Origin of the sequence: Streptomyces sp. NPDC016469, assembly GCF_040632905.1 — a bacterium.
Taxonomy (GTDB): Bacteria; Actinomycetota; Actinomycetes; order Streptomycetales; family Streptomycetaceae; genus Streptomyces.
Map to the genome: position 1 here is coordinate 39277 of NZ_JBEYCQ010000021.1, position 15963 is coordinate 55239.

Annotated in this window: 21 protein-coding genes; 14 read left to right on the top strand and 7 right to left on the bottom strand. The window is 72.5% G+C overall.

The features are described from left to right. The first annotated feature begins 98 nt into the window (after positions 1-98). Together rpmG and ABZ565_RS23580 are read left to right on the top strand one after the other, a co-directional pair. On the top strand, positions 99-263 hold the full coding sequence (rpmG, locus tag ABZ565_RS23575; RefSeq protein ID WP_018524492.1) for a 50S ribosomal protein L33: 165 nt from the start codon (positions 99-101) through the stop codon (positions 261-263). Between the two features lie 49 nt (positions 264-312). Further along, positions 313-573 carry a type B 50S ribosomal protein L31 gene (locus tag ABZ565_RS23580; RefSeq protein ID WP_361030191.1) on the top strand — a complete coding sequence of 87 codons (261 nt, stop codon included), beginning with the start codon at positions 313-315 and terminating at the stop codon, positions 571-573. A gap of 125 nt (positions 574-698) precedes the next feature. Here the strand turns inward: ABZ565_RS23580 and ABZ565_RS23585 are convergent, their stop codons facing one another. The 3 genes from ABZ565_RS23585 to ABZ565_RS23595 all read right to left on the bottom strand — a co-directional run bounded on the left by ABZ565_RS23585 (position 699) and on the right by ABZ565_RS23595 (position 4351). Then, positions 699-1358: a YoaK family protein gene (locus ABZ565_RS23585; RefSeq protein ID WP_361030402.1), complete on the bottom strand. Its 660-nt coding sequence runs from the start codon at positions 1356-1358 to the stop codon at positions 699-701. Between the two features lie 23 nt (positions 1359-1381). Further along, positions 1382-2755, bottom strand: coding sequence for a deoxyribodipyrimidine photo-lyase (locus ABZ565_RS23590; RefSeq protein ID WP_361030194.1), 1374 nt, complete (start codon positions 2753-2755; stop codon positions 1382-1384). Between the two features lie 66 nt (positions 2756-2821). Beyond that, on the bottom strand, positions 2822-4351 hold the full coding sequence (locus tag ABZ565_RS23595; protein WP_361030197.1) for an SDR family oxidoreductase: 1530 nt from the start codon (positions 4349-4351) through the stop codon (positions 2822-2824). 132 nt (positions 4352-4483) lie between these two features. On the opposite strand from ABZ565_RS23595, the gene ABZ565_RS23600 reads away from it, so the two are divergent. The 6 genes from ABZ565_RS23600 to ABZ565_RS23625 all read left to right on the top strand — a co-directional run bounded on the left by ABZ565_RS23600 (position 4484) and on the right by ABZ565_RS23625 (position 8491). Continuing rightward, the gene (locus tag ABZ565_RS23600; RefSeq protein ID WP_361030200.1) at positions 4484-5155 is read left to right on the top strand and encodes a VanZ family protein; all 672 of its coding nucleotides are present in this window, start codon (positions 4484-4486) and stop codon (positions 5153-5155) included. A 152-nt stretch (positions 5156-5307) separates the two neighbouring features. After that, on the top strand, positions 5308-6093 hold the full coding sequence (locus ABZ565_RS23605; protein WP_361030203.1) for a DUF4389 domain-containing protein: 786 nt from the start codon (positions 5308-5310) through the stop codon (positions 6091-6093). Between the two features lie 42 nt (positions 6094-6135). Next, positions 6136-6651, top strand: coding sequence for a DinB family protein (locus ABZ565_RS23610; RefSeq protein ID WP_361030206.1), 516 nt, complete (start codon positions 6136-6138; stop codon positions 6649-6651). Between the two features lie 79 nt (positions 6652-6730). Beyond that, the gene (locus ABZ565_RS23615) at positions 6731-7453 is read left to right on the top strand and encodes a DUF4230 domain-containing protein (RefSeq protein WP_361030209.1); all 723 of its coding nucleotides are present in this window, start codon (positions 6731-6733) and stop codon (positions 7451-7453) included. A gap of 116 nt (positions 7454-7569) precedes the next feature. Continuing rightward, on the top strand, positions 7570-8016 hold the full coding sequence (locus ABZ565_RS23620; RefSeq protein WP_361030212.1) for a nitroreductase family deazaflavin-dependent oxidoreductase: 447 nt from the start codon (positions 7570-7572) through the stop codon (positions 8014-8016). Between the two features lie 67 nt (positions 8017-8083). Further along, positions 8084-8491 carry a DUF6221 family protein gene (locus tag ABZ565_RS23625; protein WP_361030214.1) on the top strand — a complete coding sequence of 136 codons (408 nt, stop codon included), beginning with the start codon at positions 8084-8086 and terminating at the stop codon, positions 8489-8491. A gap of 27 nt (positions 8492-8518) precedes the next feature. On the opposite strand, the gene ABZ565_RS23630 is transcribed toward ABZ565_RS23625, so the two are convergent. Beyond that, on the bottom strand, positions 8519-8707 hold the full coding sequence (locus ABZ565_RS23630; RefSeq protein ID WP_361030217.1) for a DUF6381 family protein: 189 nt from the start codon (positions 8705-8707) through the stop codon (positions 8519-8521). Positions 8708-8859: 152 nt separating this feature from the next. Here ABZ565_RS23630 and ABZ565_RS23635 point away from each other — a divergent pair, with 152 nt between their 5' ends. Continuing rightward, entirely contained in the window at positions 8860-9852 is a 993-nt protein-coding gene (locus ABZ565_RS23635; RefSeq protein ID WP_361030220.1) for a helix-turn-helix domain-containing protein, read from the top strand. A gap of 89 nt (positions 9853-9941) precedes the next feature. Continuing rightward, positions 9942-10565, top strand: coding sequence for a cysteine hydrolase family protein (locus ABZ565_RS23640; protein ID WP_361030223.1), 624 nt, complete (start codon positions 9942-9944; stop codon positions 10563-10565). Positions 10566-10590: 25 nt separating this feature from the next. Here the strand turns inward: ABZ565_RS23640 and ABZ565_RS23645 are convergent, their stop codons facing one another. Both ABZ565_RS23645 and ABZ565_RS23650 read right to left on the bottom strand, forming a co-directional pair. Continuing rightward, positions 10591-11214 (bottom strand): DUF4232 domain-containing protein, encoded by a 624-nt coding sequence (locus ABZ565_RS23645; RefSeq protein ID WP_361030226.1) that lies wholly within the window; start codon positions 11212-11214, stop codon positions 10591-10593. Positions 11215-11399: 185 nt separating this feature from the next. Then, complete coding sequence (locus ABZ565_RS23650) at positions 11400-12170, bottom strand: uracil-DNA glycosylase (protein WP_361030405.1); 771 nt, start codon at positions 12168-12170, stop codon at positions 11400-11402. Positions 12171-12301: 131 nt separating this feature from the next. Between ABZ565_RS23650 and ABZ565_RS23655 the strand changes: the two genes are divergently transcribed. Continuing rightward, complete coding sequence (locus tag ABZ565_RS23655; protein ID WP_143620328.1) at positions 12302-12508, top strand: DUF2945 domain-containing protein; 207 nt, start codon at positions 12302-12304, stop codon at positions 12506-12508. Positions 12509-12519: 11 nt separating this feature from the next. After that, positions 12520-13044, top strand: a complete 525-nt coding sequence (locus ABZ565_RS23660) for a DUF488 domain-containing protein (RefSeq protein ID WP_361030229.1) — start codon at positions 12520-12522, stop codon at positions 13042-13044. On the opposite strand, the gene sigJ is transcribed toward ABZ565_RS23660, so the two are convergent. Further along, positions 13026-13970 carry an RNA polymerase sigma factor SigJ gene (gene sigJ / locus ABZ565_RS23665; RefSeq protein ID WP_361030232.1) on the bottom strand — a complete coding sequence of 315 codons (945 nt, stop codon included), beginning with the start codon at positions 13968-13970 and terminating at the stop codon, positions 13026-13028. The genes ABZ565_RS23660 and sigJ overlap by 19 nt on opposite strands. Positions 13971-14154: 184 nt before the next feature. Here sigJ and ABZ565_RS23670 point away from each other — a divergent pair, with 184 nt between their 5' ends. Both ABZ565_RS23670 and ABZ565_RS23675 read left to right on the top strand, forming a co-directional pair. Continuing rightward, positions 14155-14574 (top strand): hypothetical protein, encoded by a 420-nt coding sequence (locus ABZ565_RS23670; RefSeq protein ID WP_361030407.1) that lies wholly within the window; start codon positions 14155-14157, stop codon positions 14572-14574. A 64-nt stretch (positions 14575-14638) separates the two neighbouring features. Then, positions 14639-15952 (top strand): ATP-grasp domain-containing protein, encoded by a 1314-nt coding sequence (locus ABZ565_RS23675; protein ID WP_361030235.1) that lies wholly within the window; start codon positions 14639-14641, stop codon positions 15950-15952. The last annotated feature ends 11 nt before the right edge of the window (positions 15953-15963 follow it).

The window sequence follows — 15963 nt, forward strand, 5'->3', positions numbered from 1 at the left end:
AATGGGGCAGGGGGGTGCCGTGTTGTACGAGCAGAACGAAAACGAATCCCGTTCCCATAAGGGTGCGGGGCTCGTGGCCGACGATCCCGGAGGTGCCCATGGCCCGCAGTGAGATCCGTCCCGTAGTCACGCTCCGCTCGACCGCGGGGACGGGACAGAGCTATGTCACACGCAAGAGCCGTCGCAACAACCCCGACCGCCTGGTTCTGCGCAAGTACGACCCCGCGGCCGGCCGGCACGTGCTGTTCCGCGAGGAGCGCTGACCGTACGGCCCGCCCCGCACGCACCGCCCGCATCAAGGGAGGAATGTCCATGAAGCCCCGTATTCACCCCGTCTCCCGTCCGGTGGTCTTCCGCGACCGCGCCGCCGGGACCGCCTTCCTCACCCGTTCCACCGCCGACTCCGACCGGCGCGTGACGTGGGAGGACGGCCGCAGTTACCCGGTCATCGACGTGGAGACCTCGTCGGCGAGCCACCCCTTCTACACGGGCGCCCGGCAGGTGCTGGACACGGCCGGCCGGATCGAGCGGTTCCGCCGCCGTTACGGCACCGAGGCGCCCGTCGCCCGGTGAGCGAAGCGCCCTCTGTGCCGCCCGAATCCGTGCCCTGGGACACAGTCCGGGGCGGGGAGTGCCGGGAACAGGACGCAGTGGTTTATCGTTCACCTATATGTGGATGACGCCCTGAGCGCCCACATTCAAGCCGCCCCGGCTGGATTCCCCCGATCCGGCCGGGGCTTCCCCTTTCCCGGACCCGCCGCCGCGCGCCCCGGCCCGGCCGATGCCTCCACCAGCAGCGCGGCCACCGCCGACGCCGCGGCCACCATCGCACCGCCCGCCGGCCACCACCGCAAGGTCAGCGCCGCGAGCGCGGCCCCCGCCACCACGGCGGCCAGCCGCCCGGCGGCCCAGCCGTCGTCGTCCCGCCGGGCCCCTGCCGCCAGGCGGCCGACGAGCGACGTCAACGTCCCGGTGAAGTAGTTCGTGGGCGTCGCCCGCACCCGGCCCTGGACGCCCATCGCGAGCCCCATCAGCACCAGCAGCCCCAGACGGTCCGCGTCCGACGCCGCCGCCCGGGCCGCCCACAGCCCCGCCCCCACCGCGAGCAGCACCACCTCGGCCAGCAGCATCAGCGGGACCCGCCGCCACATCCGCTCACCCACCAGCGCGGCACCGGCCACCCCGCAGCCGTACGAGACCAGCGCGGTGACCACCCGCAGCGCGACGCCCTCCTCGCGCGCCCCGGCGGCCGAGGCGCCCAGGAGCACCAGGTTCCCGGTCATCACCCCGGCGAAGACCTGGCCGACACAGAGGAAGACGAAGGCGTCCGCCGCCCCGGACGCCGCCGACAGCAGCAGCAGCGCGACGCGCTCCCGCGCCCTCACTCCAGCCCACGCGCCCGCCGGAACCGGGCCAGGCCCTCCGCCAGCTCCACCACGGGCTCTGGGTAGTCCAGGCGCTCCCGGTCACCGTCCGGCAGCTTCCACGGCTCGTGCACGGCGGACCCGGGCACCGCCGACAGCTCCGGCACCCAGCGCCGGACGTACTCCCCGTCCGGGTCGAGCCGCTTGCCCTGCACGACGGGGTTGAGCACCCGGTTGGGGCGGCTGTCGGTGCCGGTGCCGGCCATCCACTGCCAGTTCATCTGGTTGTTGGGGATGTCGCCGTCCACCAGGAGATCCAGGAAGTGGCGTGCCCCGACCCGCCAGTCCACGTACAGCGTCTTGGCCAGGAAGGAGGCGGTGAGCAGCCGGCCCCGGTTGTGCATCCAGCCCTCGTGGCGCAGCTGGCGCATCGCGGCGTCGACCATCGGGTAGCCGGTGCGCCCCTGCCGCCATGCCTCGACCTCGTCGGCCGCGTCCGCCTCGGACCGCCACCGGTCGTGCTTGTCGCGGTAGTTCTCGTGCGAGGAGGCGGGCCGGGCGGCGAGGACCTGGTAGTGGAACTCCCGCCAGCACAACTGCCGTACGAACGCCTCGGCCCCCGCGCCGCCCGCCTCCCGGCACCGGTGCACCAGCTCGACGGGGGACAGGGTGCCGAAGTGCAGATGCGGCGAGAGGCGCGAGGTGCCGTCGGCCGCCAGGTCGTCGTGCCGGTCCTCGTACGCCGCGAGCCCGCGCCGCCGCCAGGCCGTGAACGCCTTGCGCCCCGCCTGCTCGCCGCCGTCCGCGAGCCCCTCCGACACACCGTTGACATCGCCACGGGAAGGCACCTGCTCGGAGCGCGGCCCGTTCGGCACCCGGACCGTGTGCGGCGCGCCGAACACCTCGCGCAGCCCCTCCTGCGACCAGCGCCCGAAGTACGGCGTGAACACGGCGAAATGGTCCGAGGAGGCCGGTGTCACCGCGCCGGGCGCCACCGCCGTGACCACCCCGTCGTGGACGCGCAGCCGGCGCCCGTCCGCCGCCAGCGCCTCGCGCAGCCGCTCCTCGCGGCGGTGGGCGTACGCGCTGACGCCCGCCGCCATGTGCACCTCGTCGGCACCGGTCTCCGAGGCGATCCCGCGCACCTCGCCGGCCACGTCCCCGGACCGGAGAATCAGCCGCCCGCCCCGGTCACGCAGCCCGGCGTCCAGGTCGCGCAGACAGTCCGCGAGGAACGCGCGCCGGTTCGGGGCGTCGAAACCGGCCGCCCCGATGGCGCTGTCCCGGACGAACAGGGGCACGACCTCGTCGGCCGAGGCGAGCGCCGCGCACAGCGGCGGATGGTCGTGCAGCCGGAGGTCGGCGGTGAACAGGACGACCGCAACGGTCATGGCGCAACTCCTGAAGGGGCGGGGACAGCCATGCTGCCGTCATCCCGCCGCCCCGGGACGCACCGCTCAGGGCGACACCGCCGGTACCGCCCGTCCGGGTGACGTCCGGGTCTCCGCCGCCCGCGCGATATTGCGCGCCATCCCGCCGAACACCACGGCGTGGAACGGCGAGACGCTCCACCAGTACGCGTGCCCGAGCAGCCCGCGCGGATGGAACAGGGCCCGCTGCCGGTAGCGGGAACGGCCCTCGCCGGCCCGCTCGACGTACATCTCCAGCCAGGCCGGGCCCGGCAGCCGCATCTCCGCGCGCAGCCGCAGCAGACGCCCCGGCTCGATCTCCTCGACCCGCCAGAAGTCCAGCGAGTCGCCCACCCGCAGCCGGTCGGTGTCGCGCCGCCCGCGCCGCAGGCCGACCCCGCCCACCAGCCGGTCGAGCCAGCCGCGCACCGCCCAGGCCAGCGGGAAGGAATACCAGCCGTGTTCCCCGCCGATGCCCTCCACCACCCGCCACAGGGCCTCCGGCGAGGCGTTCACCTCGCGCTCCCGCTCATCCGTGTAAAGGCTGCCGCCCGCCCAGTCCGGGTCCGTGGGCAGCGGGTCGCTGGGCACGCCCGGCACCGAGGCGGAGGACCACCGGGTGGTGACCCGGGCCTCCCGGACCCGTTGCAGCGCCAGGCGCAGCGCCGTGTCGAAGCCGAACGGCTGCCCGGCGCCGTCGGGGACGTAGCCCGCGATGTCGTGCTCCCGGCACACCACCTCGTACCGCAGGGACTCGGCGAGCGGCCGGGCGATCGACGCGGGCACGGGCGTGATGAGCCCGACCCAGTGGCTGGAGAGACCGGGTGACAGCATCGGCACGGGCAGGATCAGCCGGTGCGGCAGCTCCGCCACCTCCGCGTAACGCTGCATCATGTCCCGGTACGTGAGGACGTCGGGTCCGCCGATGTCGAAGGCGCGGTTCACGTTCCGGGGCATGCGGGCGCTGCCCACCAGATAGCGCAGCACATCGCGCACGGCGATCGGCTGGATGCGGGTCGACACCCAGCTCGGCGTCACCATCACCGGCAGCCGCTCCGTGAGGTAGCGCAGCATCTCGAAGGACGCGGAACCCGAGCCGATGATGACGGCGGCGCGCAGCGCGGTCGTCGGCACGCCGGAGTCCAGCAGGATGCGCCCGACCTCGGCCCGGGAGCGCAGATGCGGTGACAGCTCCCGCTCGGGTACGCCTTCGGGGGTGAGGCCGCCCAGATAAACGATGCGGCCGACCCCGGCGGCCCGCGCCTGCTCGGCGAAGGCCGTGGCGGCCCGGCGGTCGGTCTCCTCGAAACCGGCCCCGGTCGTCAGCGCGTGCACCAGGTAGTACGCCACGTCGATGCCGTCCATCGCCGGGGCGAGCGAGGAGGCGTCCGTGACGTCGCCCCGTACGGTCTCCACCTCGCCGGCCCATGGGTGGTCGCGCAGTTTCTCCGGGGTGCGGGCCAGGCACCTCACCCGGTGCCCGGCCGCCAGCAACTCCGGGACCAGACGGCCGCCGATGTAGCCGCTGGCGCCGGTGACCAGACAGTTCAGGGGTGCGTTGGCGTGGTCGCCCGTCATGAGACCTCCGCATCGGTCCGGATGCGCCGGGCCCCGCGCGACCCCGGCCCGTCGCGACCAGTCTGACCCCGGGGCGCCCGCCCCGCACGGCGCGGGGGGTGTGGTCCGGCGCTCGCGGGGCATCCGTGGCCCATGGACGCAGCGGCGGCAGGACCCGAGGGCGGCACGGCCCGGCGGAAGGGATGGGGGCGGCTCCTGCTGCGCGTCTCCATCCTCGTACTGGCCTTCGTGGCCATGGTCGGATTCTCGGTGGTGCTGGCGAAGGTGACGCTCACCCCCTCGCCCGCCTCCGAGGACATCGTGAAGTCGAACCTGCACCCGGGCCGCTCGCTGCGGCAGTACGCCGAGGACTACACGTTCCTCGCGGCGTGCAAGCAGGCCGGGGGCAACCTGGTGCTCGGCATGCCCTTCGGCATCCTGCTGCCCATCCTCATCCCGCGACGGCTCCGGATGCTCCGCATGTTCCTGCTGACCGTGGCGGTCATCGTCCTCGTGGAACTGGTGCAGGGAGCGGTCGTACGGGGCCGCGCCTTCGACGTGGACGACGTCATCCTCAACACGGCAGGGGCCCTCCTGGCCTACCTGCTGGTGGGGCGGCGTCTGAGCCACCGTTACCACGTCCTCGCCGAAGACCCGGAGGGTGCGCCGGCGGACCGCCCGGAGGCCGCGCCGCGTACGAAGCCGAAGCCGAAGCCGCGCCGGAAGGCCGCGCCCCGGCGCGCCGGGCGGCCCGCCTCGGCCTGGTCGCGGCTGCGCCACGGCGTCCGTCGCGGGGCCGCCCGCGGCCGGCCCCGCAAGCGCTGACCTGCGGCGGTACCGCTACCCGATCGGCCCGTGGCCGATTGCGGACCGTGTCGGGGCGGCCGACGGTGGAAGGCCACCGGCAGTGCCGCGCAGCGGCGCCCGGTGGCCAGGATCGCGGGCCCGGCGCGCGGTCACCGCCGAGGAGGAGCGACATGACCGACGCCCAGTGGAGCCCGGGGCCGCGCGCCGGGGACGCCGACGAGTTCCGGCCCGTGCTGGACGTCGTGGAACCCGCCCGTCAACGGCGGCTCACCGTCCTCTTCCGGCTGCTCCTGCTGATCCCGCACTTCGTCGTGCTGTTCTTCCTGGAGATCGCGGCCTTCTTCACCGTCGTGTTCGGCTGGTTCGCCGCCCTCGCGCTCGGCCGGCTGCCCGGGCCCGTCTACCGCTTCCTCGCCCAGGTCCTGGCCTACCGGACACGGGTCGGCGCGAGCGCCATGCTCCTGGTGGACCGCTACCCGCCCTTCAGCCTGTCCCAGCCGCCCGACCACCCCGTCCGCATCGACGTCCGCCCGACACGGCTGAACCGGCTCGCCGTCTTCTTCCGGCTGATCCTGGTCATCCCCGCCGCGATCGTGCAGGGCCTCGCCACATCCGGCTGGTCCGTCCTGGCCGTCCTGTGGTGGCTCATCACCCTGGTCCTGGGGCGCATGCCCCGCCCGCTGTTCGAGGCCACGGCGGCCACCCTGCGCTACGAGATGCGGGTCTCCGCCTACTTCTCCCTGCTCAGCCCGGCCTACCCCAAGGGACTCTTCGGCGACGACGCCCTCTCCGTACCGCAGGGGCAGCCGCGTTCCGCCACCCGTCCGCTGGTCATGGGCACCGCGGGCAAGGCGCTGCTGGTCCTCTTCCTCGTCCTCGGGCTCATCGGCGGTGCCACGACGTCCGTGACCCGTTCCGCCTCGGACGGCGACGACTACTACAGCATGCGATCGTAAAACGACTCGTGCGGACAGCCATTCAACGTGCATGATCGCCGGATGACTTGGACCGCACCCGCAGTTGTCCGTACGCCCGGCTCGCTCGTCGCCGCCGAACGGGAGATGCTCACCGGCTATCTCGGCTGGTTCCGTTCGACCCTCCTCCAGAAGTGCGCCGGACTCACCGGTGAACAGCTCGCCGAACGCACGGTGGAGCCGTCCAACCTCTCCCTGCTGGGGCTCGTACGCCACATGGCCAAGGTCGAACGCACTTGGTTCCGGCAGCGGTTCGCCGGGCAGGACCTGGAGCCCATGTACGACCCGGCCAAGGGCAAGGACGCGGACTTCGAGGACCTGGACCCCGCCACGGCCGCCGAGGACTACGCCCGGCTGGTCGAGGAGTGCCGGCTCGCCGACGAGATCGTCGCCGGCGCCTCGCTGGACGACACCTTCACCCACAACGGGGAGGTGTACTCGCTGCGCCTCGTCCACGTGCACATGATCGGGGAGTACGCGCGCCACATCGGCCATGCCGACCTGGTGCGAGAGCGGCTGGACGGGGCCACCGGGGACTGAGTGAGACGCGTGGGCGCCAGGGAAGGCCCGGGTGCGGTCCGCCCTGCGTGAACCCGGCGGGCCGGGTCATACGGACCGTATGACCTCCACCGACCCGGCGAGAGAAACGTCCACGAAACCTGGCCCGGCCGACGACGGCCGGCGCCGCCGTCGCAACCGCCGCTGGGGGCGCGCGGCCGCCTTGTGCGCCGCCGCGCTCGCCCTGCTGTTCCTCGGCACCCGGCTCAGCCTGCTGCCCGGCCTGGGCGACATCTTCGGCGAGGAGACGCACGACCGCTCGGGCCCCGCGGTGCTCAAGTCGATCCAGGACATGAGCAGGTACGAGGCGGCGGCCGGCAACTTCCAGGTCGTGGTCGACCTGGAGAAGGACACCAAGTACGTCCCCGACGTGATCCGGGGCAGCCGCACGCTGTTCGTCGGCGCCGGCACCGTCTCCGCGTACGTCGACCTCGGACGGGTGACGAGCGGGGGAGTCGTCGTGAACGAGGACCGCACCACCGCCGAACTGCGGCTCCCGCACGCGGTCCTGGGCAAGCCGGCACTCGACCCCGACCGCTCCTACGCGGTGTCCAAGCAGCGCGGCCTCCTCGACCGGCTCGGCGACTTCTTCTCCGACAACCCCGGCAGCGAGCAGGCCGTGAACAAGCTGGCCGCACGCCACATCGGTGACGCGGCCGAGGAGAGCGGCCTGGCGCAACGCGCCGAGAAGAACACCACCGCGATGCTCAAGGGCCTTCTCGAGTCCCTGGGCTTCGAGAAGGTCACGGTCCGCTACGGCACCGAGGCCGCCGGCCGCTCCTGACCGCGACACGACGGCATGGGCGGATTAGCCCGGCGTCAGAAGTCGTTGAAGCCATGATGAGATGCCGTGGCCGACGAGGCGCCACGGCCGGACAGACCGACGATGGGAAAGAACGCATGCCTCTCCAGGGCGAGTACGAGCCGAGTCCCTCCCAGTGGGTTCGCGACCAGGTCGAGCAGTACGAGAGCTCCGGCGGCACGGAAGGGACGACGATGCGCGGCATGCCCGTCATCGTCCTGACGACCGTGGGCGCCAGGTCCGGGAAGATCCGCAAGACGCCCCTCATGCGCGTCGAGCACGACGGCCGGTACGCGGTGGTGGCCTCCCAGGGCGGTGCGCCGAGCCACCCCGTCTGGTACCACAACCTCAAGGCCGACCCGCGCGCCGAGCTCCAGGACGGCCCCGAACGCCGCGACATGACGGCACGTGAGGTGACCGGAGCGGAGAAGGAGCAGTGGTGGGAGCGCGCGGTCGAGGCGTTCCCCGACTACGCCGACTACCAGAAGAAGACGGACCGGCAGATCCCCGTGTTCGTACTGGAGCCGGTGGACGGGAGCCACTGAGGCGCGTCGGGATAGTGTCCAGCTCGGCCCCCAGGGGGTGGGGCCGAGCGGAAGGATGCGAAACGAGATGACGACAGACAACTCCGACCTCGTCGCCTTCGTCAGGGCGCGACTCGACGAGGAAGAGGACCTCGCGCGGGCGGCCGGCGGCGCGGGATGGCGGTGTCCGGCCGAGACGCCCGGCGAGATCCACGACCGGGGCGGCGCGATCGCCTTCACCCTGCGCACGCACGGCCACACGTACGACCGGCACATCGTCCGCCAGGACCCGGCCCGGACGCTTCAGCGCATCGAGACCAACCGGGTCCTGCTGGACGAGTACGCCGAGGTCGCCGCGCTCGACGTGGACCGCCCGCAGCGCGACTTCGCGTCCGGCCGGGCCTTCGGCCTGGGCTTCGTGGTCCGGCAGCTGGCCGCCGAGAACGCGGGCCACCCCGACTACCTGGTGAAGTGGCTGCCCCGGTTCGCCCAGTAGCACGCGGGTCCGCCGGCTCCGGGCGGTTCAGAGCGCGTTCGTCCCGTGGTCGCCCTTGCTGGTCACCTGGTCGCTCCGCTCCTGGAGCCGGCGGGCCTTGTCCTGGAGGCGCCGCCGCTCCTGGGGGTCCGATGTGCGTTCGGCGGTCTCCCGCATCTCCTCGGCCTTCGCCCGGATGCGCTCGGCCCGGCCGCCGGTCTCGTCCGCAACGCTCATGATCACTCCAGGTTCTCGGTGGAGAGCCGTCCATTCCAGCGAACCAGCGCGCCCGCGCGTCCGCATCTCGGACACCGGGTCGCCGCACCGGTGTCCGAATGTGACAGGGAACCGTCATTGCGGCCACCCGCGCGGTTGACGACGATGGACCCATGTCCACCGCACACCGCGTCGTCATCGCGGTCTTCCCCGGCGTCGACCTCCTCGACGTCTCAGGCCCCGCCGAGGTCTTCGCCCTGGCCAACAGGGTGTCGGAGGGCCGCGCCCGCTACGAGGTCCGGCTCGCCGGGCCCGAGGCCGGCGAGGTCCGCACCTCGGCGGGGGTGCGGCTGCTGACCGACCTCACCTTCGGCGAGGTGGGCCGGGAGGTCGACACCCTGCTGGTGCCCGGTGCCGTCGACGTCACGGCCGACGGGCCCGTCGCCCGGATCGACGCGGACATCGTGGCCTGGGTGAGGGAGACCGCCCCGCACGCCCGCCGGGTGGCGTCCGTGTGCGTCGGCGCGCATCTGCTCGCCGCCGCCGGGCTCCTGGACGGCATGAAGGCGACCACCCACTGGTCGACCGCCGCCCAGCTCGCCGCCGCGCACCCGGAGGTCACGGTGGACGCGGACCCGATCTTCGTCCGCGCCGACCGCGGCCGGGTGTGGACCGGCGCCGGCATCAGCGCCTGCCTGGACCTCGCGCTCGCCCTGGTGGCCGAGGACCTGGGCGAGGACGCGGCGCTCGCCGTGGCACGCCAGCTGGTGATGTACCTCAAGCGGCAGGGCGGCCAGAGCCAGTTCTCCGTGCCCCTGAGCAGACCGGTCGCCTCCCGGCGCGAGATCGACGTACTGCGGCTGTGGATCGCGGACCACCTCGACCAGGACCTGTCCGCACCGGTGCTCGCGGCGCGGATGTGCCTGAGCGAGCGCCACTTCGCCCGGGTCTTCAAACAGGAGACCGGAGTCTCCCCGGCCGCCTATGTGGAGTCCGCCCGCGTCGAGGCGGCACGCCGGCTCCTGGAGACGACCGACGATCCGCTCGACCGGGTGGCGTCCGCCGCCGGGCTCGGGTCGGCGGAGACCCTGCACCGTGTGTTCCGGCGGCAGATCGCCACCACACCGGCCGCCTACCGCCGACGCTTCCGCACCCACGCGGCCTGACCGCTCCGGACATTCCGGCACCCCGAATTTCCGCACCGGGCACGGCGGACGGCTCCGCCCTGCCCACAACCCCGAGAAAGGCACCCACCATGATCACGAACCAGCCCTCCGCCACCCTTCGCGAGGTCTCCGGACTGGACGCCCGGCTGCCCCGGCTGAGCGAGTCCGTCCTGATCCTCATCGATGTCCAGAACACCTACCGCACCGGCGTCATGGCCCTGGAGGGCGCCGAGGAGGCCGTCGCGGCCTGCGCCAGGCTGCTGGACCGGGCCAGGGCCGCCGGCACCCCGGTGATCCACGTCATCCACGACGGCGGCGAGGGTTCCCCGTACGACATCCGCGAGCACATCGGCGCCCTCAGCGACGAAGTGGCACCCCGGGACGGGGAAGCTGTGGTCGTCAAGCAGTTCCCGAACTCCTTCCACCGCACGGAGCTGGAGAAGACCCTCACCGCCCTCGGCGCGGAGCCCGGCAGCGGCAAGGACCTGGTGCTCGCCGGGTTCATGGCCCACATGTGCGTCACCCACACCGCCCAGGGCGCGTTCAACCTCGGCTACCGGCCGGCCGTCGTCGCCGAGGCCACGGCCACCCGCAGCCTGCCCGCGCCCGACGGCACGGTCGTCCCGGCCGCCGCCCTCAAGACCGCCGCCCTCACCGCCGTGGCCGACCTCTTCGCCCCCGTGGCGCCCACGGTGGACGACCTCCCCGCCTGACGGCGCGCGCCCTCGGACGGCGCTGTCAGCGCTCGACCGAGGTGGTCGTGAAGCGGTCGCCGCAGACGCGGATCTGCGGGTCCCGGAGGGTCAGCGCCTCCTTCGAGCCCGGCGGGTACACCCGCAGATAGTCGGCCCGCTTCCAGCAGCCGCCGTCCGCGATGCCCTGGTTCAGCGTGTGCAGCACGACGTGGGCCGCCTTCCCGGGAGCCAGCACCGTTGTCCCGTGCGAGGCGCCGTCACGCTTGGCCGGTGCGCCGATGACGCCACCGTCACGCTGGATCAGGGACACGCCGGGGAAGCCGTTCAGGGCGCAGGTGTGCCCGGACTTGTTCACGAACGTCAGCTCGTAGTAGACCTGCCCGGCGCCCCCGTCGCCGCGTTTCACGCTCATGCCCAGGCCCTCGGCCGTGCACCGGCCGGGACCGGCGGCGTCGGCCCCGGCCGACGCGCCGGAATCGCTGGGCGCGGCTGGGGAGGACGGGGCCGTCGGGGGCGGCGAGGAGGCCGGGGCGGGCGGCTGGGTCGAGGTCTCGGCGGGGCCCGTCGTCCCGGCGTGGGCCGCGGGCGAGGCCGCACCGTCCGATCCGGAGCCGTCGTCGTTGCAGCCCGCCGCGACGAGGGCGAACGACATCATCGCGACGGGCACGAGCAGGCGTCGGCGGAGCGTACGCGCTCTCCCGGCCGACTCGCGCCCTCGCGGACGGGGCGCGTGTCCGAACGGTGCGGGGGAGGCGGTGGTGCGAGAAAGTGAGCCCATAACGGACGCGTGCTCGAATTTATGTGTTCCCAACCTGATGAACTGGCAAAAAATCCCGGGGGCTGGTCCTCCGGTCACTCCGGTGCCGGCCGTACGACCGGCAGCCCCGCCGTCTCCGCTGCCTCGGCCAGCACCTCGCGGAGCATCGCCGGGGTGAGCCGGCCGGTGAAGACGTTGCGCTGGCTGACGTGGTAGCAGCCGAACACCGTCAGCGGGTCGCCCGCCCCGTCGGCCGGTTCCAGCGTCGTCCGGGCGCCGTGGCCGAACACGGGCCTGGGCCGGGGCACCCGTCGTCCGGCCCGTTCCAGAGCGGCCAGGGTCGCCTGCCAGCCGAAGCCGCCGAGCACGACGACCGACCGCACCGTGGGCCGCAGCAACTGGAGCTCCCGGGCCAGCCACGGCCGGCAGGTGTCCCGCTCGCGCGGTGTGGGGCGGTTGGCGGGCGGCGCGCAGTGCACGGGGGACGTCACCCTGACCCCGTACAGCTCCAGGCCGTCATCCAGGTCCGACACCGTGGCCCGGGAGGCCAGCCCCAGCTCGTACAGCGTGGCGTACAGCAGGTCACCGGCCCGGTCGCCGGTGAACATCCTGCCGGTCCGGTTCCCGCCGTGTGCGGCGGGCGCCAGGCCCGTGACGGCCAGGGAGGCATCGGGGGGCCCGAAGCCGGGTACGGGACGCGCCCAGTACTCCCAGTCGCGGAACGCGGGGCGCTTGACCCGGGCGGTCTCCTCCCGCCACTCCACGAGGCGGGGGCAGGCACGGCACGTGACCAGTCGCGCGTCGAGCTCGGCCAGCGTACGGGAGCGGTCGGCGGCCCGTACGGGGTAGTCCTCGGCGGTGCACATGATCGACCCGCTTCCACGCTCGGTATTCCCGCCCGGTGGCGCGCTCACCGAACGGAGCGTACCCAGGGCGAGAGGGACCATGGCCGTCGAAACGGCCCCGCCCGCGACGAGGAACGAAAGGAAGCCGGACCATGAAGGATTTCGCCGTCGGGGACCATGTGCGATGGAACTCCGAAGCCGGCCACGTCGAAGGAGTCATCACCGGGAAGCACACCAGTGACGTCGAATTCAAGGGCCGAACCCGGCGCTGCAGCAAGGACGAGCCGCAGTACGAGATCAAGAGCGACAAGACCGGCCACCTCGCCATGCACAAGGGCAGCGCGCTGAAGAAGACCTGACGGGCGGCACGGTGAACAGGATCTGCACGGTCGGCCACTCGACCAGGGAGTTCGGCGAACTGGTGGAGCTGCTGCGCCGGAACGACGTCACCCTGCTGGCCGACGTGCGCTCGTACCCGTCGTCCCGGAAACTCCCGCAGTGGAACCAGCGGAACATCGTCGACTCCCTGCCTCCCGGCATCGGATACCGGTGGCTCCCGAAGCTGGGCGGCCGCCGCCACACCCCGAAGGGCGTCCCGACCGAGAACGGCGCCTGGCGGGTCAAGGCGTTCCGCGACTACGCCGACTACATGGCGACGGACGCCTTCCGGGAAGGGCTGGACGAACTGCTGGAACTGGCCGAGGACACACGGCCGGCGATCATGTGCAGTGAGGCCGTGCCCTGGCGCTGCCACCGCAGACTGATCACCGACGCGCTGATCGTCGCGGGCGCGGAGGTCGTGGACATCCTGTCACCCACCTCGACGCGGCCCGCAGCCCTGAACCAGGACGCGCGGGTACGCGACGGCCGCCTGACCTATCCGCCCCACGACTGAGACGCCGCCCCGGGCCACGGCCGCAGCTTCTCCGGGTTGCGCACCGCCCAGATGCGGTGCACACGGTCCCCGGCGAGACCGAACGCGGCCACGGTCACGGTGACCCCGGCGTGCTGGGCGACCAGGCCGGGCCGCCCGTTCACCGTGCGTTCCAGCAGCAGGAGCTCGGGCACCTTGTCCGCGAAGTGGACCAGGTACTGGGCGACCCGCTCGGCGCCCTCGACCGGGCGCAGGGCCGCACCGGCCAGACCGCCGCCGTCGGTGATCATCGCCGCCTCCGGGTCGAGGAGACCGATGAGCGCCCCGATGTCCTTGGCCTCCCACGCGTCCTTGAACTGCCGCACCAGGACCGCCTGACCGGCCGCCGGGCCCGCCTCGGCGCGCGCGTCCCGCAGGCGCCGGCGGGCCGAAGCGGCGAGCTGCCGGCACGCCGGGGCGCTCCGGCCGACGATGTCCGCCACCTCCGCGAACGGGTACCGGAACACGTCGTGCAGGATGAACGTCACCCGCTCGGCCGGGGTCATGGACTCCAGCACCACCAGGAAGGCCATGTTCACCGACTCGTCCAGGGTGACCCGGTCCGCGGGGTCCGCCGGTTCGTCGCGGCCGCCGTCGGCGCGCCCGCCGACCCACTCGGAGCGGTCCGGCAGCGGCTCCGGTATCCACTCGCCGACGTAACGCTCCCGCCTGACCCGCGCCGAGCCCAGCACGTCGAGGCAGACCCGGCTGGCCACCGTCGTCAGCCACGCCCCGGGCGACGCGATGGCGTCCCGCTGCCCCGGCGACATCGCGTACCAGCGGGCGTACGTCTCCTGGACGGCGTCCTCCGCCTCGGCCACCGAGCCGAGCATCCGGTAGGCGAGGTTCATCAGCTGGCGGCGCTCGCCGATGACGGCGCTGAGATCCGGTTCGGAAGGTGTGTTCATGTACGTGACCGTCCCTGGTTGTCGTCGTCCGTTTCCGCTGCCGACGGTTCGACGGGACAGCGCGCAGAAAAGTGAGGTGGACAGCGGCCTCACATTTCGTGGATCTACGTCGTCGGACCGTTGAGACAGTACCGATCCACCGCCGCGAGGCAGAAGAGAGGACCGCGTCATGGCCGCACCGACGATGGCAGCACCGAGCAGAACCACGCCCGCACAGGCGGCGGGCCCGGGCCGGACCACCTTCGTGGAGGTCTCCCTCGCCCTGCAGACCCTGGCCATCTTCTTCCAGGCCGTCACCGCGGGACTGCTGCTCTCCACCGCCCACGGAGAGACACTGCACGGCGTCGGCGCCCGCGTGATGTACGGCGCGACGATGCTGTACGTGCTGGCCGCGGTCCTGGCGTGGCGGCCGGGGGGCGGATCGCCCCGGCCCATCATGTACGCGACCGGCTTCCTCGTACTCGCCTCGGTGCAGGTGGTGCTGGGCATCGCCCACGAGGCGGCCTGGCATGTCCCGCTGGGCGTTCTGATGTTCGGCCTCAGCACGGTCTCACTCGGCCACGCGGTGTTCACCCGGATGCTGCGCCGGGCGGCCAGGGGATAGCCGGGGCGGCCATTGATCCTGCCGATGGGGGGTACGCGCCGGGGACCCCACGAAAGGACGACGCGTGTCCCCGCAGCACAAGAACATCTTCGTACTCGGTCTGGACGAGGCGAACCTGCCGGCCCTGAACGCCGTCCCCGACGCCGGCACCTACCGGTTCCGCCCCCTGCTGACCATCGAGGAGTTGCAGGGGGGTGAGGTGTCGGTCGCCGCACTGATGGACCGGGCCCGCGCGGTGCTCGACGCGCACGAGGGCACCATCGACGCCATCGTCGGCTACTGGGACTTCCCCGTCAGTACGCTCGTGCCGATGCTCGGCCGGGAGTACGGCACCCGCACCACCAGCCTCGAATCCGTGGTCAAGTGCGAGCACAAGTACTGGAGCCGGCTGGAACAGAAGAAGGCCACCGACGCCCTGCCCGGCTTCGGCCGGGTCGACCTCGACAGCGACGACCCGCAGCCGCCCGAGGGAGTCGGCTTCCCCATGTGGCTCAAGCCCGCCCTCGCCTACTCCTCCGAACTCGCCTACGGGGTCAAGGACATGGCGGAGTTCCGGACCGCCGTGGAGACCATACGAAAGGGCATCGGCCGGGTCGGCAAACCCTTCGACGAGGTGCTGGCACTCCTCGACCTGCCGCCGGAGATGGAGGGGATCGGCGGACAGGTCTGCCTCGCCGAGGAAGCCATGACCGGCATCCAGGTCGCCGTCGAGGGTTACGCGAACGACGGCGAGGTCACCGTCTACGGGGTGCTCGACTCGATCAACTACCCCGACTCCCCGTGCTTCCTGCGCCACCAGTACCCGAGCACCCTGCCCCCGTCGGTCGTCCACCAGCTCCACGAGGTCAGCGAGCGGACCATCCGTCAGATCGGCATGGACGCGGCGACGTTCAGCATCGAGTACTTCTACGACCCGAAGACCGGCCGGGTCAGCCTGCTGGAGATCAACCCCCGCCACTCCCAGTCCCACGCGGAGCTGTTCCACTACGTCGACGGCGTCCCCAACCACCACCGGATGATCCGCCTCGCCCTCGGCGAGGACCCCGTGGTGCCCGGCGGCGACGGCCCGTACCGGATGGCCGCCAAGTGGTACTACCGCTGGTTCGGCGAGGGAACGGTCCGCGAGGTGCCCACCCCGGAGCGGATCGCGGCCATCGAGCGCGAGATACCGGGCGTACGCATCGACGTGGTGCCGTCCGAGGGCCAGAAGCTCTCCACCGTCCCCCAGCAGGACAGCTACAGCTACGAGATCGCCCACATCTTCACCGGAGCGGACGACGAGGAGGGCCTGCGGCGCAAGTTCGACCAGTGCGTCGCCGCGCTCGGCCTCACCTTCGAGGACACCGCACCGGGCGGTCGTGACGTCAAGGCGTCGTGAACCGGACCGCG

Bases quoted from the DNA above. Each gene is read 5' to 3' on its own strand.
- rpmG (WP_018524492.1), top strand. From the start codon at position 99: ATGGCCCGCAGTGAGATCCGTCCCGTAGTCACGCTCCGCTCGACCGCG.
- ABZ565_RS23580 (WP_361030191.1), top strand. From the start codon at position 313: ATGAAGCCCCGTATTCACCCCGTCTCCCGTCCGGTGGTCTTCCGCGAC.
- ABZ565_RS23590 (WP_361030194.1), bottom strand. From the start codon at position 2,755: ATGACCGTTGCGGTCGTCCTGTTCACCGCCGACCTCCGGCTGCACGAC.
- ABZ565_RS23595 (WP_361030197.1), bottom strand. From the start codon at position 4,351: ATGACGGGCGACCACGCCAACGCACCCCTGAACTGTCTGGTCACCGGC.
- ABZ565_RS23600 (WP_361030200.1), top strand. From the start codon at position 4,484: ATGGACGCAGCGGCGGCAGGACCCGAGGGCGGCACGGCCCGGCGGAAG.
- ABZ565_RS23605 (WP_361030203.1), top strand. From the start codon at position 5,308: ATGACCGACGCCCAGTGGAGCCCGGGGCCGCGCGCCGGGGACGCCGAC.
- ABZ565_RS23610 (WP_361030206.1), top strand. From the start codon at position 6,136: ATGACTTGGACCGCACCCGCAGTTGTCCGTACGCCCGGCTCGCTCGTC.
- ABZ565_RS23615 (WP_361030209.1), top strand. From the start codon at position 6,731: ATGACCTCCACCGACCCGGCGAGAGAAACGTCCACGAAACCTGGCCCG.
- ABZ565_RS23620 (WP_361030212.1), top strand. From the start codon at position 7,570: ATGCCTCTCCAGGGCGAGTACGAGCCGAGTCCCTCCCAGTGGGTTCGC.
- ABZ565_RS23625 (WP_361030214.1), top strand. From the start codon at position 8,084: ATGACGACAGACAACTCCGACCTCGTCGCCTTCGTCAGGGCGCGACTC.
- ABZ565_RS23630 (WP_361030217.1), bottom strand. From the start codon at position 8,707: ATGAGCGTTGCGGACGAGACCGGCGGCCGGGCCGAGCGCATCCGGGCG.
- ABZ565_RS23635 (WP_361030220.1), top strand. From the start codon at position 8,860: ATGTCCACCGCACACCGCGTCGTCATCGCGGTCTTCCCCGGCGTCGAC.
- ABZ565_RS23640 (WP_361030223.1), top strand. From the start codon at position 9,942: ATGATCACGAACCAGCCCTCCGCCACCCTTCGCGAGGTCTCCGGACTG.
- ABZ565_RS23650 (WP_361030405.1), bottom strand. From the start codon at position 12,170: ATGTGCACCGCCGAGGACTACCCCGTACGGGCCGCCGACCGCTCCCGT.
- ABZ565_RS23655 (WP_143620328.1), top strand. From the start codon at position 12,302: ATGAAGGATTTCGCCGTCGGGGACCATGTGCGATGGAACTCCGAAGCC.
- sigJ (WP_361030232.1), bottom strand. From the start codon at position 13,970: ATGAACACACCTTCCGAACCGGATCTCAGCGCCGTCATCGGCGAGCGC.
- ABZ565_RS23670 (WP_361030407.1), top strand. From the start codon at position 14,155: ATGGCAGCACCGAGCAGAACCACGCCCGCACAGGCGGCGGGCCCGGGC.